Consider the following 16600-nt stretch of genomic DNA (forward strand, 5'->3'; position numbering starts at 1 on the left):
GGATTTAATGTGAGATCAGTTATGATTGCGATAAGAGCATCTATTGTATTGTTATTAATTTGCGGATTAGGATATCCATTAGCTACAACAGGGGTTGCACAAGCTATTTTCCCAAAACAAGCAGATGGTAGTTTAATAGAAACGAATGGAAAAGTTACCGGTTCCAAATTACTAGCTCAAGAATTTAAAGGGCCTGAATGGTTCCATTCTAGAGCGTCTGCTGCGAATTATAATCCTACTGCTTCAGCTGCAACTAATGCTGCTGTCGCATCAAAGGAATATGTTAAAGCAACAAAAGATAAAGTAAATAATTTAAAAAAAGAAAATAATGATCTTGGTAAAACAATACCAGCAGATTTAGTAACAACGTCTGGTTCGGGATTTGATCCTGATTTATCCCCAGAAGCAGTAAAAGCTCAAGTACCGAGGGTTGCTAAGGCAACAGGGATTTCAGAGGATAAATTAAGGGCTTTAATCGATTCTCATACAACTGGTCGTCAATTAGGAATATTTGGAGAGCCGCGTGTGAATATATTAGAACTGAACTTAGCATTACAGAAATTAATATAAAAGGGGAGAGAAGTCTCTCCTTTTTCCTATGTATAGAGAAAGGAGGAAGAATATTGAGTGGTAAACAGTTTCGTAGAAAAACACCCGAGGAATTACTAGCATCCATACAGAAAATCAAAAAAGGTAGATTAAAAATAATCATTGGGACAGTAAGTGGATCTGGAAAGACATACCATATGCTACAAGAAGGTAATGTTTTAAGAGAACGTGGGATTGATGTTGTAATTGGTTTAATTAGTGAGACGAACCGTCAAAAAACAATTGATCAAATAGGAAATTTGGATAAAGTCCCTACTGTCCATTGGGAAGAAGAAGGAACGATTAAACATGACCTTGATTTGGATGCAATTATTAAAAGAAATCCAGAAGTAGTACTTGTTGATTCCATAGCTCATCAAAATCGACCAGAAGCAATGTTTCCAACACGTTTAGAAGATATTAATTATTTAATCTCCAAAAATATAAGTGTTATTACAACTATGAATATATATGAAATTAAAGAAGTATATGATGAAGCTGATAAATTGACCGGTGGAAAAGTTAAAGTGGAATTATTTGTTCCAGAAGATACTTTGTCATTGGCTAATGAAGTTAAGTTATTAGATGTAACACCTGAAGTTATTTTAGAAAGATCAAAAGAAGATTTTAACAATAATGATGAAAACACAAAATATACTCAGTTATTTCATAAAAGCAACTTAGCAGTACTTCGGGAGTTAGCACTACGTTTTATAGCTAACGAAGTAAATGATGAGCTTGATGAATATAGAGAAATACATGGTATGGTAGGACCATCCGGAGCGTCAGAAAAAATTTTAGTTACTGTTCAATATCATTGGAATGGTTCTATTTTGATACGTAGGGGGCAACAAATTTCCAAAAGATTAGGTGGAGATTTACAAGTAGTATGTTTTCAACCCCCTAACAAAAAATTCACTACTGATGAATTAACGTTTAAACGCTCCATCATAAAACTTGTTGAAAAAGTCGGAGGAAATTTTGAAGAATTGCCATTAAGAAGTAAATCAATTGCGAGTGAAATAGTTGAATATTCAGTTCGAAATAATATAACAAGTATTGTACTCGGGCAATCAAAAAGAACTCGATCGGAAGAGATTGTAAATGGTTCGATCGTTAATAAAATTTTAAGAAAAAGTAAAAATATAGATGTATTTATTGTTGCTGATCGAGCCCGAAAAGATGGTGAAAGATTAATTCCTACAATGCAAGTAAATAAAGAAATAACAGATCCATATCGTCGCTTAAATCCACAAGAGCTTGCTCAGGAAATTCATAAAATTAAACGTGGTTCCTTAAAAGTTTATATAGGAGCGGCTCCTGGTGTCGGAAAAACATATACGATGTTAAGAGAAGGTAATGAGTTAAAGAAAAAAGGAATCGATATCGTCATTGGGTTACTTGAAACGCATGGTAGGAAAGAAACCTTGGAAAAAGTAGGAGTTTTAGACGTAATCCCGAGAAAAGTCATTCCTTACAAAGAAACAACTTTAGAAGAAATGGATACTGAGGCTATTATACAAAGAAATCCAGAGGTCGTGTTAATAGATGAATTAGCGCATACGAATGTTCCAGGAAGTAAATATAATAAGAGATATTTGGATGTTGAAGAGATTCTGGAAGCAGGGATATCAGTAATTTCTACAATGAATATACAACATGTTGAAAGCTTAAATGATAGTGTCGAACAAATTGCTGGAATAAGAGTGAGAGAAACAGTTCCTGATCACATACTTAAAGATGCTAATGAAATCGAATTAATTGATATTTCTCCAAAAGCACTTAGAGAAAGAATGAAAGAAGGGAGAATTTATGCACCAATTAAAATCGAACAATCACTAAATAATTTCTTTAAAACTGGAAATTTAATTGCATTAAGGGAATTAGCATTAAGGGAAGTCGCAGATGATGTAGATGAACGTCTTGAGGCGTGGGAAAGAGATTTATCACTTAGAGGACCTTGGAGACAAGAGGAAGTCATTTTTGTTTGTGTAAATTTAAAACCTAATAATGAAAGACTTATTCGTAGAGGCTTTCGAATTGCATATCGGCTAAAAGCTAAATTGTATGTATCGTATGTTAAAGTACATGACAATTTTTCAGAAGAAGAAAAACTTTCATTAAAAAAAATAAAAGATTTAACTGCACGCTTAGGTGGAAAGTTTGAATTGTATGAAACAACTGATCGAAGACACGTTTTTATTGAATTAGTAAAAAATATTTTAGAAAAAAAGACAACTCATGTAATTATTGGGCAGTCAGCCCGTTCTAGATGGGAGGAAATAAAAGCAGGATCAATCGTTCAAAAGTTGTTAAGGGAGTTGCGCCACTTAGATGTTTTAGTAGTTGCTGACCCTAAAGAAGGACAGGATAAAATATAAAAAACTTTTTTCTTAAAAACCCTTGACCTAAACTTAGGTTTAGGCTGTAATCTCTGATTTGTAAGAAACAAATTAACAAATTGGAGGAAACTTAAATGAAAAAATTTGCTTTTGTAACAGGGGCTAATAAAGGAATAGGATTAGAAGTTGTTCGTCAGTTGGCAGAAAAAGATTACCATGTATTTTTAGGTGCTCGAAATGAAGAATTAGGGAAGCAAGCTGTTAAATCTTTAGGATTATCAAATATTACCTTTATTCCAGTTGATGTCACTAATACAGAATCGATACAAAATTCTCTCGCAAAAATTAATGTGATAACTAATCACCTAGATCTTTTAATAAATAATGCAGGTATTGCACCTGATTTTAATATTAAACCAAGTGAAATCAAACTTGAAACATTACGTCAGGCCTTTGAAGTAAATTTCTTTGGAACTTTCCAAATGATCCAAACTTTTTTACCATTGGTTAATAAATCAGAACGAGGAAAAATTATTAATGTAACGACCGATATGGCATCACAAACAATGTTTGACCGCGGTGAAACTGACCCAATTAATATTTTAGGTTATAATTCTTCAAAAACAGCTAATAATTCTTTAACATTAACATTTGGTAAAGAATTTGGAAGTAACGGTCCAGAAATTTTCGGTGTTACACCCGGATTTACAACAACGGACTTAAATCATAATTCGGCTGGAGGAAAAACAACAGCTGAGGGTGCCAAAATCATAGCTGACTTTGCGTTAAGTAATATAAATTATAATGGCAAAATATTAAATGCAAATGGCATTATGCCGTGGTAAGGGAGAGTTCATGAATTATACAATTGGGCAAGTAGCAAAGTTAAATAACTTAACAATTTCTCAATTAAGATACTATGACAAACAAGGATTGTTACCCTTTCTAAAAAGAACTGAAAGTGGAGACAGAATTTTCGATAAGGATTCACTTAAATTGATCGAAATGATCTTATGCTTAAAAAATACAGGAATGCCAATCAAAAAAATAAAGCAATTTGTTGACTGGACTATGCGTGGAGAAGAAACCTTGAATCAACGTTTAGATCTTATGAAACAGCAAGAAGAAAATGTTTTACAGCAAATAAAAGAAACAGAAGAAAATTTAAAGAAAATTCAACGGAAAATTGCTAAATATGAATTCGAAATACAAAAATAAAAAAGACGACTTTTAACAGTTGTCTTTTTTATTGAATTCATAAGTATATACTCAAGGTTTTTTAATTGTTGTTTAAATTAGATTTCTCTATAACAAGACCTAATTTTTTAGCTACATAACCCGTGGTACTAGCCTGTATAAGAATTGTCATTAGAATGGCGATAAAAGTAACTGTTGTTATTTCGTTTGCATATTTAACTCCAGCAGCTACAATCATCCCAGAAAGTGCAGCAGGAATAACTCCCGTTTCACGAACCCAAAACATAAACAAAATTTCTTTCCATGTCCATTTTGCTTTTCGATCTGGCAAAGCACAAAAAAGGACTGTAAGCGGTCTCGCAATAAACATGAAAACTAAAACAATTAGTACTCCTTGTATCCAAAATTTACTTAAAATATGAAAATTAACTTGGGTACCAAGTAACATAAAAATAAGTTTCCTCATAATTAATGTAACATTATCCGAAAAATGTGCATCTGTTGTTTTAGTTTCATCTGAAATATGAAGACGAAACAATTGTGGATTACCTAAAATAAGACCAGCTGTAAAAGTTGCCATAAACCCACTAGCATGAATCAATCCAGCTACTAAATATGAGCTAATTGCTAATACTAGACTGACAATTGTGCTGTATTTATTTAAAAATGCCCATCTATGTGATGAAGTAAAAAAAGCTCCAAAGAAACCAACAATTATTCCAACTAATATTCCACCCCCAGCTTCACGAAAAAAACTCCAAATACTAGCTGAAATGGATAATTGCGATTGTCCTAAAATGACTCCAAGTATAGTAAATGCCAAAATAGAACCCGTTGCATCATTAAAGGCTGATTCACTTTCTACAGTTTGTCTTACTTTTTCATGGATCGTAACTTGTTTAAAAACTGGAATCAAAGTTGCTGGGTCTGTAGATGCGATGACTGATGCAAGCAAAAGTGCATATAAGAATGGTAGCTTCAATAAATAAAAAGCTGTAACTGCTACAACTAATGCTGTAATAATGACTCCAAGAGTCGATAGTAGAGAGATGGTAATCCATACTTTTTTTAAAACGGAAACATGAATGGCTTTACCACCTTCAAACAGAATTAAGACAGAACCTAGGACGATAATGAACTGATTTGCCACTGATTCATTTGGCAATGAAATGAAATTAAATACTGATGGACCTACTAATATTCCGATTATCATAAATAAAGCTACATCAGGAATTTTTATTTTTTCAGCTAATTTAATTGCCAATAATCCAAAAATCAAGACGAAAGTAATTATATACAATTCATGTTCAACAGTCTTCATTACTACTGATTCCATAATAGATCACCTCTTTAGGCACTTATAAACTAATCTTAGATTGACCTTGTTGAACTCGAAATATTTATTAAGAATATATCAAGTAATTATTATATTTTTTTCTCATTGGGTACGCTAATAATCAAATAGGGCAAAACAATATGAAAAGAGGAGATGTACTACTATGAAAAAAAAGCTGGAGCCTTCCTTAGACCCATCAAAAGTTTTAGTGATTGGATTTGCTCTTATTATAGTTTTAGGTAGTATTCTTCTAGCTCTACCAATCGCTACTATGGATGGAAAAGGGTTGAATTGGTTGGATGCTTTATTCACTTCTACATCTGCTACTTGTGTGACTGGATTAGTTGTAGTGGATACCGGTACAACGTTCACATTATTTGGACAATTAGTTATCTTGTCGCTCATTCAAGTTGGGGGTTTAGGTTTTATGACATTTGCTACTTTTTTTGCAGTTCTTTTAGGTAAGAGAATTTCTCTAAAAGAACGGTTGTTATTGCAGGAAGCATTGAATAATTTATCAATTGCAGGAATTGTTCGTTTAGTAAAGAGAATCTTTATTTTTACAATTGTGATCGAATTAGTTGGTGGGATCATATTAGCAATTCGTTTTTCATTTGATATGCCAATTAGAAAGGCAATCTATTTTGGACTATTTCATTCTGTTTCTAATTTTAACAATGCTGGGTTTGATTTAATGGGAGGATTTAAGAGTCTAACTGGCTATGTTGCAGATCCTACTGTTACAATTGTAGTTTGTTTATTGATTACACTTGGCGGAATTGGTTTTATCGTAATGAACGAATTGTATGAATATAAACAAACAGGCTTTCTCTCTTTACATACTAAAGTAGTTCTTCAAACAAGTATTTATTTATTAGTTTTAGGAACTGTTCTGATTTTCTTCTTAGAATTGCATAATCCTAAAACATTACAGCCTTTATCTTGGACTGGCAAATTTCTGGGATCATTGTATCAATCTGTGACACCTAGAACGGCAGGATCCAATACACTCAATATACCTGATTTAACGCAACCCACACTTTTTATTATTATCATTTTAATGTTTATTGGGGCATCTCCGGGTTCTACGGGTGGAGGGATAAAAACGACTACATTCGCTACATTATTAGGAGCTGTTCGTTCACAGATTAAAGGGAAAGAGGATGTTGTATTTTTTAAAAGAAGTATAATGTATGACACTATTTATAAGGCACTTACTGTTACTGTATGTGGTCTGCTTATTGTTATCTTTGTAACCATGATATTGACAATTACAGAACATGGAAAGGACTTCTTAATGATCTTATTTGAAGCAACTTCTGCATTTGGAACTGTTGGATTATCTATGGGATTGACCCCTGATCTAACACCAATTGGAAGGATTTTGATCATTTTAACAATGTTTGCGGGAAGGGTTGGTCCATTGACGATTGCTTTTGCTGTTACATTAAGAAGAACTTCGGATCCTTTTAAACGACCAAAGGGTAAAATCATGATTGGTTAAATCGGACCATAATTCAATTTATAGGAGCAATGTGAATATGAAAAAACAATATGCAGTCATTGGACTCGGTAGATTCGGCTCAGGTATTGTGAATACTTTATTACAACACGGTAATGAAGTGTTAGTAATTGATATTAATGAAGATCGAATTAATCAGTTTGCAGACACAGCTACACATGCAGTAATAGCAGATTCTACAAATGATGAAGCTTTAAAGGCTATTGGTATAGGTAACTTTGACACAGTGATTGTAGCGATTGGAAATGATATGCAATCTAGTATTTTAACAACCTTAGTTTTAAATGAATTGAAAATTGATAAAATTGTTGCAAAAGCATTAAATAAGCGTCATGGTGAAGTGTTAAAAAAAGTGGGGGCTGATTGGGTTATCTATCCGGAAAAGAATATGGGAGAAAGAGTAGCTCATCAATTAATGTCTCCAAATGTTTTAAACTTTATTGAACTCGCTCAAAATTACAGTATTGAAGAAATTAAGTTACCTTCAAAAATGGTTGGGAAAAGTTTGAAAGAATTAAACATTAGAGTAGAATTTAATTTAACTGTCATCGCTATAAAAAGCGAAGGAGTAGTTAATATCTCACCTTCTCCTGATGAAATTATACATGAAGGAGATGTATTAGTTATGATTGGAGAAAATAGGGATTTACATAGATTTTCAAATATCGAATAAGTTTTAAAAATACAATTTTAAATTAAAAATTATTTTCTCATGAGTAGCGTTTTTTAGTAAAATGTACTTATTTTTATCGTGATAAATATGTAAACGATTACCAAAAATAGAGCAACTAAAATCATTTATTTCAAGTAATCGTTTACAATAAATATTCCAAAAATCACCATTTGACGAGTGTATTTTATCATGATAAAGTTGGTCTTACGTTTAAAAACGAACGTCAAACCACGGCCATTTGGTCATGGTTTTTTATATGAAAAAAATCGAAAGGAGAATACAAAAATGAAAAAAGTTATTTTATCTTTAGTAGTTGGATGTGGATTTTCTATTTTACTGACTGGGTACGAAACGAATAAGTCAGAAGTTAATAAAAAGGTCTCTATGTTTAATCAAACTGAGGTACAAAACGTGTTATCAAGTATTGTAGCAGTTGATCAATCGAAAGAGATCGTTTGGAATCAAGCGCGCTAATTAGTAGCGAATTTTCCTAAAGATGGTCTTACGTTTAATAATGAACGTCAAACCACGGCCATAGGTCATGGTTTTTTTATATGAAAAAAATTGAGAGGAGAAAACAAAATGAAAAAAGTAATTTTATCTTTAGTAGTTGGATGTGGATTTTCTATTTTACTGACTGGGTACGAAACGAATATGTCAGAAACGAATAAAACAATTTCAACGTTTAATCAAAAAGAAGTACAAAGTGTATTAACAAATATAGTTGTAACTGGAAATTCACAACAAATCGTTTGGAATCAAGTACGATAATTATAGCAGGAAGAGGGAAAAAGAGATTTTTTTTGCCACTCATTTCTTCCTATATTTGTTGATCCATTAGATTGCTATTATTTTGAGATTCCAAATTTATAATGTAAATTTTAAAAAAAGTCTCTTTACAAATTTATCCTAAAGTTATATATTTACATTTGAAAATTTTATATTTCTCTATTTTCAAACCATAGTTGCTTAATCTTAAAAAGAGCGGGGGAACCATTTCTTTATAGGGGTGAATCCTTTTTTGTAAAGGTAGGGGTATTCTTTAATCCCGAATCCGACAGCTAACCTCGTAAGCATTTAAAGAAGGGGGTTTATTTAGTATTGTTTTTAAACACTAAGTAAAGCTTAGTGTTTTTTTGTACGTAAAAAAGTATAAATTGGCAGCGTTGCAGAGTTCACGACGTAGGTGCCAATTCTAGGAATTTAGTATAAGCGCAACTACGCCTCTGTCTTCGCCTATAGGCTCGCCAATCAACGAGTTTTCTTTATGCGTTTTTTTAGGAAAAGGGGAGAAATTTATGCATCATCCGTCCGATTATATAGAACTAGGACTTTTTATTTTAGCGATTTTTGGGATTTATTACTCAGTTGCAAATTTTAACAGCGTAAAACGAGTTTTTATTGGTAGACCAATGAGAACTGCAGAGATCCATGCTCAGCATAATAAGTTGATTTGGTTTATTGCCTTACCGATTCTTGCAGCCGATTTGTATTCATCTGTATCTTATGGACCAGAGGCTGGAATGACCGAGTTGATCGGTCTAGGGGCAAAAGCACACTGGTATATCATACCAATTACAATCGCAACTGTTCTTTTATTAGGATTACTTATTCTTTCATATATTATGGGAATATTAGCTTATCCTAGTGGTGGCGGGGCATATGCGATTGCAAAAGACAATTTCAAACCTCGATGGGTTTCGCTCATCGCTTCAAGCTCACTATTAGTTGATTATATTTTAACTGTTGCGGTTTCAGTATCTGCTGCTTTAGAAGCTGTTGCATCTGCATACCCAGCTGTTGCACCTTATGAAACAGTGTTAGCTATTTTTTGTGTATTTCTATTATTAGTTGTTAATCTTCGTGGGGTTGCAGAGTCTGCAAGAATTTTCGCATGGCCAACATTTGGCTTCATGATTTGTATGTTACTTTTAATATTTACTGGATTTTTTGATGAATTGCAACATGGTTTTGTACAGCATCATACACCTACATTTGGTACTGTTCCACAAGGTTTAAGTATTTTGCTTGTATTAAAAGCATTTAGTTCTGCATGTTCAGCTTTAACAGGTATTGAAACTATTTCAAATGCAGTACCAGTTTTTAGGGAACCTCGTCAAAAAAATGCAATTAAAACATATATAGCGCTAGGTGTTATAACTTCAATTACACTTTTAGGTTTTGCCTATCATTTATATGTGAATGGTATTTCACCTAATCCAAACGATACGATGTTATCACAATTAATAAAAGTCTATTTCGGACATGGAATACTGTATCAAGTTATCATTTGGTTTACGTTTATCATTTTAATTTTAGCTGCTAACTCAACGTTTACAGGATTTTCTCAATTGGCGGCGATTGTAGCGGCAGATGGATTTTTACCTCGAGGATTTACAAACCGAGGTGATCGTTTAGGTTACTCAAACGGAATCATCGCACTTGCTGCAGCGGCTAGTATTTTAATTATTGCATTCCAAGCGCATACAAATGCATTAATTCCACTGTACGCAATCGGTGTATTTTTATCTTTTACAATAGCGCAATTAGGTTTAACAAGAAGGTGGAAGCGGGTTAAAGGACCGAAATGGCAAGTGAAATTAGCAATAAATATTATCGGTTTAATTGTAACTTCTGTTGTTACGGTTATATTTGCAGTTACAAAATTTGCTGATGGTGCTTGGGTTGTTTTAGTTGTTATTCCGACAATAATTTTCTTCTCTTTAGCTATTTATAAACATTATCAAAATGTAGCAAGCGAATTAAGGATTGATTTAAGTTCTTTTAAACCAGAAGCAAATAAAGTTATAACAGTTGTATTAGTGTCGGGTACTCATCGTGTTGTTCACAATACATTATCATTTGCAAAAGGTATTGCTACTGAACCAATTGCAGTCTATGTAGGTTTTGATGATGAATCGATCAAAGGAATGGAAGAAAAGTGGGAAGAATGGGGTACACCTTGTCGCCTAGTCGTTTTAAAAAGCCCATATCGATCAGTATTAGCACCACTATCAAGATTCATTAAGATAATTGAAGCAAAAGAGCAAAATAGTCACGTTCAAATTGTGATTCCACAATTTATTCCTAAAAGATGGTGGCATAATCTTCTGCATAATCAAACTGCATTATTACTTCGACTTTGGTTGATTAGTCAGAAAGATGTAGTCGTTACGACAGTTCCTTATCATTTGAGAAAATAGTATTAAAAGCATGAAATGTTTATTTCATGCTTTTTTATTTGGAAGTCTTAAGAAAAATAAGTGCAAACAAAAAAAGTGAATATAAACGTTTTTAAGTTGATGAAGAATATTAAGAATTACAGTTTAAAAAGTGTTAACAAAAAAATAACTTAATATTGCTATACGAAACATACAATATATGAGGTATTAATAAAAAATAACTTTTCCTAATTAAGAATTAAAGAGGTGTGGTTATGTATTATTATCAAAACTACCGAAACTTGAATGTAAGAGATCAGAAATTAATAAGTGACGTTGAAAAAGCTATCAATGGTGAATATTCAGCAATTAGTTGCTATGCGAAATTAGCGAATTTAGTAAAGAAAGAGGAGGAACGTAAAACCATATTAGAAATAAGGGAAGATGAAATAAAACACTACAATCAGTTTGTATCAATTTATACTAGTTTAACAGGGAGAAACCCACAGCCGAAAATTACAGAAAATTGTCCTGATGTCTATATAGAAGGTCTTGAGTTTGCACTAAAAGATGAACAAGAAACAGTCGATTTTTATTTAAGTGTTTCAGACGGAACATCAAATCAATTTATTAAAAATGCTTTTAGTAGAGCGGCAAAAGATGAGCAAAATCATGCAGTCTGGTTCCTTTATTTTTACACAAAAAATAAATAGGATTAATTATAAGGAGAGGACAATGAGCATATTGTTCAAATTTAAAGAGTCAGGTGCATAATAGGCATGCAATAAACGATAGGGCGTGGGTATATGAATCTCTCATCCAAAAGAAATAGTTTCAATAGTAAAGAAGCTATACTACTTGCTGCATTTAGCTATCAAGCTTATGTACTTTATCAAACAGGAAAAATTAATTTACCGAAAGGCTATGTGCTAAAATATACTATTTTTGCTGATGTGAATGTAGAAAATCCCACTAAAGAAGTATTTGGATTTATTGCTGAATCGAGTGAAAATGTCATCATTGCATTTAGAGGATACGCCTCTTATCCGGCAGATCTTATTGCAGCATATGATATTCTCCAAGTACCATATCCATATGTAGAAAATGCGGGAAAGACTTCTCGAGGTTTTACTTGTATTTATCAATCTACAAGAAAAAAATTATTAAAAGAAATAAATAAATTTTCAAAGAAGAAAAGCCTATTCATAACTGGACATAATTATGGTGGAGCTTTAGCAACGTTAGCTTCTTTAGATCTTGTTGTAAATACAAAATTTGAAAATATATTCGTCTATACTTTTGGTAGTCCTCGTGTTGGAAATCCAGAATTTGTTTTCAAATTTAATCAAATCGTTCGAAATAGCAATAGAGTTGTTAATATTCACGATTCTTTTGCAACATTTCCAGATAAAGTTTATCCTCCTCCATTTACAGAAGATGGAATATTTTATGAACACGTAAATACAAAGTATCCACTTTCTTTTCAGCTGAACGATACACCACGAAACGATGGGATAGGTTGCTATTTTAAAAATCTAAGTCAATTGAATCCAAATTATTCAGAAGTGTTGTGCTCAGAAAATCCTGGTTTTTGCCCCAGCTCAGAAATGTGTTTTCCGTTTCAGAGAACTTGTAACTGTCCAAAACCTTGTCCTTAAAGAAGGTGGTGTTTTATATGAAACATTCACGTAATGGAGAAGAGGTGTTCAATAGTTCAGACGCTATTTTACTTGCCGTAATGTGTCATCAATCGAATCAACTGATTGAAAATGAAAAAGGTGAAATAATCTTACCGAAAAGATTTAAACTGATTCATACAATTTACGCATTTGCAGGAGTAGAAGAACCGGAGGCAGAACCATTTGGTTTTATCGCAGAATCAAATAATGAGATCGTTATTGCTTTTAGAGGTACTGATTCATTTAAAGATAATGAATCAGATCAGGACTTATATCAAGTAGAGTATCCGTTTGTTGAAAATGTTGGCAAAACTCATCGTGGTTTTACTTGTATTTATCAATCTGCTAGAAATGAAATGATGAGAGAATTAATGAAGCTTTCACGTGATAAAAAACTATTCATAACAGGATATAGTTTAGGAGGAGCTTTGGCCGTTTTATGTTCATTTGATATTGCGATAAATACAGATTATAAAACACCATATGTTTATACATTCGGTAGTCCAAGGGTAGCCGATCCAGAGTTTGCATATCGATTCGATCAAACTGTAAAAAATAGTGTACGCATATTTAATGTACATGACATTATTCCTACGTTGCCTGCAGAATCGTATCCTCCCCCATTTACTGCAAGAGGCCTCTATTATCGACATGTAAAAAAAAATTTTCCGGTATCATTTCAACTAAATAGTATTGCTCGTAATCATTATATTGGCTGTTATTTTAATCAAATGCGTAGGTTGAATCCTGAATATGCTGCTTCATTATGTGCTAAAAATCCTGGTTTTTGTCCAAATACAAAAATCTGTGTTCCTTTTAATGGAAACTGTATTAGTAAAGATTCTAAGTAAATGGTTGAATAAAGTAAGTAAACGAAAAACAGAAGAGGCATATGTGCTCTCTTCTGTTTATTTTATTTATTTTTAAAGTGAGTTTAGTCCTATATGTGTTTTGAAAAAAGTCATATTATAATAGTTACCATGACATGATTAATGTAGGATTAACTTATCAAAAATAGTTTTTATCTATTATCAACGAAGTATAATTGAGTTTATAGGAGAGATTTGGATTGAATCGTTGGAAAATTCTTGCTTGTATTTTTGTATTAGGTATTATCAATTTTGCAGATAAGTCGGTTGCTGGATTCTCAGCTGTTCCTATAATGAAAGAATTTCGACTTTCATATGAACAATGGGGGATCGTTGGAAGTAGTTTTTTCTGGTTTTTCTCGATAGCAGGCATGGTAGGAGGAGCTTTATCAGATCGAATCGGGACAAAAAAAATGTTGGCGATGTTGGCGGTTTTTTGGTCAATTGTTCAGTTTAGTGCATTTTTCATTACTGGTTTCCCATTACTAATTTTGTCACGAGTAATGTTAGGGATAGGTGAAGGGCCTTTTTATGCAACTGCTGTCAATCATTTGAGTAAATGGTTTTCGAAAGACTCGCAAAGTTTTGCTTTATCCATTTTGAACTTAGGAAATACGATTGGAGCATTAGTATCTGCACCGATTTTAGTCGCAATCATTTCGTCTAGTGGATGGAGGATGGCATATGGCTCTTTAGGTATGCTGAGTATGATTTGGTTTATATGTTGGGTTTGGTTTGGTCGTGAAAAACCGAATGTTCAATTAGAAAAACAGGAATTAAGATCCGATTCTTTAGTAAGTAAAATTCAAGTTATGTCAATTTTACGAAAGCCAACTTTTATTTTTTCATGTTTAGCTTCCTTTTCAGCTTACTGGATGACTTCATTTAGTATTGTGTGGCTTCCTTCTTTTTTGGTACAAGCAAAACATTTCACACAAAGTCAAATGAGTTACGCCATAGCATTTATTGGGATTTTAGGAATTATTGTTAATATCATTATTTCTAGATTTGTAGATCAATTATATAAGAAAAACCAAAGCTATCGAAGATCACATGTATTCGTTGGTGGACTTTCATTGATTATTGCGGGAATACTAACTTATTTATTAACGATTATTTCTTCAACAGTAATCATAATTGCTATGTTTTCTATTATACAAGGACTATGTATTCTTATGTTTGGTCTAAGTCCTCAAATAGTAAATAGCTTATTACCTTCTAAAAAAGGATTTATGAGTGGATTAATAGTTGGAATCAGTTCTTTGGCAGGTACAATTGGTTCGATTATTACAGGGAAAGTCATACAATCTGCGGGTACAAACATTAATCTTGGATACAATCATTCAATTTTGTTAGCAACATGTTTAATGCTTATTTTTGGAGTGGCATTTTTTATTTTCGTGAGACCAAAAGAAAATTTAAACGTTAATGAATCTAAACATCAAGTGGGAGCTTGATAAATGTGCAGAAACTAAATAGGTGAAAATCAGAAAGTTATTGCTCAATTCCCTTTCAAAAGGATTGGGCTTTTTTATTTTTTACGGATAATAGTTAGTAAATGTTACTGTATTTTATTAGGGTTGAAATTTATCGTTTTTAATAATTTATTCGTTCTATTTATAGGGCTATATTATTATTCTTATTATTCTGATAATTAATTTTTAATCTATTTCCAATAATAATATTAGGAATTCTCTGATTTTCCCCCAATTTTAAAATTGAAAAATACTCATCAGACGACAAGGTTTGCATCAAAGAATTTACTTTAAAGTTGATAATGATTTCTATTTTTACACTATCAATCAAAATTCGACATGAAATCCTGAAAAACACAAGGGAATATATGTCTTTTGAACCAGCAGGTTATTCCAAAGTAGAGGACATACTAGCTAACTTAACACCACAACAAAGATCTGCATTAAATCAACTTTCAACGAACGAATCAACAGGACTTCAAATTTCATCTGATATTGATCAGAATTCAACTAAACAAACATCTGTAATTGTACAATTTGCAAATCAACCGGTAAAAGTTGCGCAAATTGAAGCAAGTATACAAGGGCAAACTTTATCTTCAAATGAAGCTGAAAATTTAATTGATCAAGATCATGATACATTTAAACAAGACGTTGATCAAATTTTAATCGATGAGAAAAATAAGAAGGTAGATTACGAGATTACTCGCTCATATAAAAATGCGTTTAATGGTGTTTCGATGAGCCTACCAGCTAATCAAATTAAAAATCTATTAAAAACAATCATTTACAAGATTAGAAGGCTCAATGAAATTAGAAGGTACAATTGATCCAGCAACGAATCAAACAAATTGGGCACTTAACCAACAAAATATAGGTGCAAAAGTAACTGTTACTTCATATGACGGAACAATCTTAGATGCTCAGTTTACGAATAAAAACGGTAGTTATGTTATAGATGGAATTAAACCTGATAATAAGCCTGCAACGATAAAAGTTGATGTACCAGGACATTTTACAATGTATAAGGATTTAGTGTTATCAGATAACGTTCGAGGTGAAGCACAAGGAAGAAGATTAGGATTCAACCTGGCTACAGCTGCAGCTGGTGATACAAATAAAGATAATGTTATTGATATTTTAGATGCTTTAAATATTCAAACATATTGGGGTACAAATAAATCAGGATCTGATTTGAACTTCGATGGGGTTGTAAACAAAAAAGATATGGATTATGTAATTAAAAACTTTGGTTTACAAAATAATACGGTACCAAATTCACCAAAAGCTAAGACTTCATATAAAGGCGTAACACTTGAAGATGTATTAAATCAATTAGGTTTAAAGTAAGAGTACAGATTACTTCTGAAAAAAGCATATATCGATAAGAAAATAATAAAAACATTATAATTTAATTAAAAAACTATCATACTTTTTNNAAAAAGTATGATAGTTTTTTTGTAAAAAAAGGAAAATCTAAATCTTTTTGATTTTTAAGCAAAAAACGTCAAATTCCCCCAAATTGAAATTGTCGAAAATTTCATATATTTCACATAAAAATCGTGTTTTAATAGGGTTTTCTGACGCCAAAACGAATAAACTGCCAAAATATCCTATTTTTTGCTGTTTTTCTACAAAAAAATAAGATGAATAATCGCTAAATTTCCCCAATACAAGATAAGCAGAACATCAAGTAATATTTAAGTAAATTAAGTGTTAAGAAAAATCTTAATACTTAAATTTTCTGTAAAATCTTTA

The 16600-nt window shown here is 32.1% G+C and carries 16 protein-coding genes and 1 riboswitch; of the genes, 15 read left to right on the top strand and 1 reads right to left on the bottom strand.

Annotated features, from left to right (window positions below; all coding sequences use genetic code 11):
- Nucleotides 1-9 precede the first annotated feature (9 nt).
- The 4 genes from kdpC to COE53_RS10500 all read left to right on the top strand — a co-directional run bounded on the left by kdpC (nt 10) and on the right by COE53_RS10500 (nt 4148).
- Entirely contained in the window at nt 10-570 is a 561-nt protein-coding gene (kdpC, locus tag COE53_RS10485) for a potassium-transporting ATPase subunit KdpC (protein ID WP_098948014.1), read from the top strand.
- A gap of 53 nt (nt 571-623) precedes the next feature.
- On the top strand, nt 624-2969 hold the full coding sequence (locus COE53_RS10490) for a histidine kinase (RefSeq protein ID WP_069033502.1): 2346 nt from the start codon (nt 624-626) through the stop codon (nt 2967-2969).
- Nucleotides 2970-3064: 95 nt separating this feature from the next.
- A complete protein-coding gene (locus COE53_RS10495; protein WP_069033503.1) occupies nt 3065-3775 on the top strand; it encodes an SDR family NAD(P)-dependent oxidoreductase in 711 nt (236 codons plus the stop codon).
- 10 nt (nt 3776-3785) lie between these two features.
- Entirely contained in the window at nt 3786-4148 is a 363-nt protein-coding gene (locus COE53_RS10500) for a MerR family transcriptional regulator (RefSeq protein ID WP_069033504.1), read from the top strand.
- 61 nt (nt 4149-4209) lie between these two features.
- On the opposite strand, the gene COE53_RS10505 is transcribed toward COE53_RS10500, so the two are convergent.
- Nucleotides 4210-5463, bottom strand: coding sequence for a cation:proton antiporter (locus tag COE53_RS10505; RefSeq protein ID WP_069033505.1), 1254 nt, complete (start codon nt 5461-5463; stop codon nt 4210-4212).
- Between the two features lie 163 nt (nt 5464-5626).
- Here COE53_RS10505 and COE53_RS10510 point away from each other — a divergent pair, with 163 nt between their 5' ends.
- From COE53_RS10510 to COE53_RS10560, 11 genes are all read left to right on the top strand, one after another.
- Nucleotides 5627-6967, top strand: coding sequence for a TrkH family potassium uptake protein (locus COE53_RS10510; protein ID WP_069033506.1), 1341 nt, complete (start codon nt 5627-5629; stop codon nt 6965-6967).
- A 37-nt stretch (nt 6968-7004) separates the two neighbouring features.
- The gene (locus COE53_RS10515; protein WP_069033507.1) at nt 7005-7658 is read left to right on the top strand and encodes a potassium channel family protein; all 654 of its coding nucleotides are present in this window, start codon (nt 7005-7007) and stop codon (nt 7656-7658) included.
- A 285-nt stretch (nt 7659-7943) separates the two neighbouring features.
- Nucleotides 7944-8132, top strand: a complete 189-nt coding sequence (locus COE53_RS10520; protein WP_069033508.1) for a hypothetical protein — start codon at nt 7944-7946, stop codon at nt 8130-8132.
- Between the two features lie 108 nt (nt 8133-8240).
- Complete coding sequence (locus COE53_RS10525) at nt 8241-8429, top strand: hypothetical protein (protein WP_025671293.1); 189 nt, start codon at nt 8241-8243, stop codon at nt 8427-8429.
- 185 nt (nt 8430-8614) lie between these two features.
- Nucleotides 8615-8749, top strand: a riboswitch (cyclic di-AMP (ydaO/yuaA leader).
- A gap of 207 nt (nt 8750-8956) precedes the next feature.
- A complete protein-coding gene (locus COE53_RS10530; protein ID WP_084006852.1) occupies nt 8957-10861 on the top strand; it encodes an APC family permease in 1905 nt (634 codons plus the stop codon).
- Nucleotides 10862-11094: 233 nt separating this feature from the next.
- Entirely contained in the window at nt 11095-11532 is a 438-nt protein-coding gene (locus COE53_RS10535) for a ferritin family protein (protein WP_069033509.1), read from the top strand.
- Between the two features lie 93 nt (nt 11533-11625).
- Nucleotides 11626-12477, top strand: a complete 852-nt coding sequence (locus COE53_RS10540) for a lipase family protein (RefSeq protein ID WP_069033510.1) — start codon at nt 11626-11628, stop codon at nt 12475-12477.
- A 17-nt stretch (nt 12478-12494) separates the two neighbouring features.
- On the top strand, nt 12495-13349 hold the full coding sequence (locus tag COE53_RS10545) for a lipase family protein (protein WP_069033511.1): 855 nt from the start codon (nt 12495-12497) through the stop codon (nt 13347-13349).
- 218 nt (nt 13350-13567) lie between these two features.
- Entirely contained in the window at nt 13568-14824 is a 1257-nt protein-coding gene (locus COE53_RS10550) for an MFS transporter (RefSeq protein WP_069033512.1), read from the top strand.
- Nucleotides 14825-15210: 386 nt separating this feature from the next.
- Nucleotides 15211-15672 (top strand): protease inhibitor I9 family protein, encoded by a 462-nt coding sequence (locus COE53_RS10555; RefSeq protein ID WP_069033513.1) that lies wholly within the window; start codon nt 15211-15213, stop codon nt 15670-15672.
- Entirely contained in the window at nt 15650-16192 is a 543-nt protein-coding gene (locus COE53_RS10560; protein ID WP_069033514.1) for a dockerin type I domain-containing protein, read from the top strand. Before COE53_RS10555 ends, COE53_RS10560 begins: the two co-directional genes overlap by 23 nt.
- Nucleotides 16193-16600 lie beyond the last annotated feature (408 nt).

Source organism: Bacillus sp. AFS029533, from assembly GCF_002585125.1.
GTDB classification, from domain to species: Bacteria; Bacillota; Bacilli; order Bacillales; family Bacillaceae_G; genus Gottfriedia; species Gottfriedia luciferensis_B.

Bases quoted from the DNA above. Each gene is read 5' to 3' on its own strand.
- COE53_RS10495 (WP_069033503.1), top strand. From the start codon at position 3,065: ATGAAAAAATTTGCTTTTGTAACAGGGGCTAATAAAGGAATAGGATTA.
- COE53_RS10500 (WP_069033504.1), top strand. From the start codon at position 3,786: ATGAATTATACAATTGGGCAAGTAGCAAAGTTAAATAACTTAACAATT.
- COE53_RS10505 (WP_069033505.1), bottom strand. From the start codon at position 5,463: ATGGAATCAGTAGTAATGAAGACTGTTGAACATGAATTGTATATAATT.
- COE53_RS10510 (WP_069033506.1), top strand. From the start codon at position 5,627: ATGAAAAAAAAGCTGGAGCCTTCCTTAGACCCATCAAAAGTTTTAGTG.
- COE53_RS10515 (WP_069033507.1), top strand. From the start codon at position 7,005: ATGAAAAAACAATATGCAGTCATTGGACTCGGTAGATTCGGCTCAGGT.
- COE53_RS10520 (WP_069033508.1), top strand. From the start codon at position 7,944: ATGAAAAAAGTTATTTTATCTTTAGTAGTTGGATGTGGATTTTCTATT.
- COE53_RS10525 (WP_025671293.1), top strand. From the start codon at position 8,241: ATGAAAAAAGTAATTTTATCTTTAGTAGTTGGATGTGGATTTTCTATT.
- COE53_RS10530 (WP_084006852.1), top strand. From the start codon at position 8,957: ATGCATCATCCGTCCGATTATATAGAACTAGGACTTTTTATTTTAGCG.
- COE53_RS10535 (WP_069033509.1), top strand. From the start codon at position 11,095: ATGTATTATTATCAAAACTACCGAAACTTGAATGTAAGAGATCAGAAA.
- COE53_RS10540 (WP_069033510.1), top strand. From the start codon at position 11,626: ATGAATCTCTCATCCAAAAGAAATAGTTTCAATAGTAAAGAAGCTATA.
- COE53_RS10545 (WP_069033511.1), top strand. From the start codon at position 12,495: ATGAAACATTCACGTAATGGAGAAGAGGTGTTCAATAGTTCAGACGCT.
- COE53_RS10555 (WP_069033513.1), top strand. From the start codon at position 15,211: ATGTCTTTTGAACCAGCAGGTTATTCCAAAGTAGAGGACATACTAGCT.
- COE53_RS10560 (WP_069033514.1), top strand. From the start codon at position 15,650: ATGAAATTAGAAGGTACAATTGATCCAGCAACGAATCAAACAAATTGG.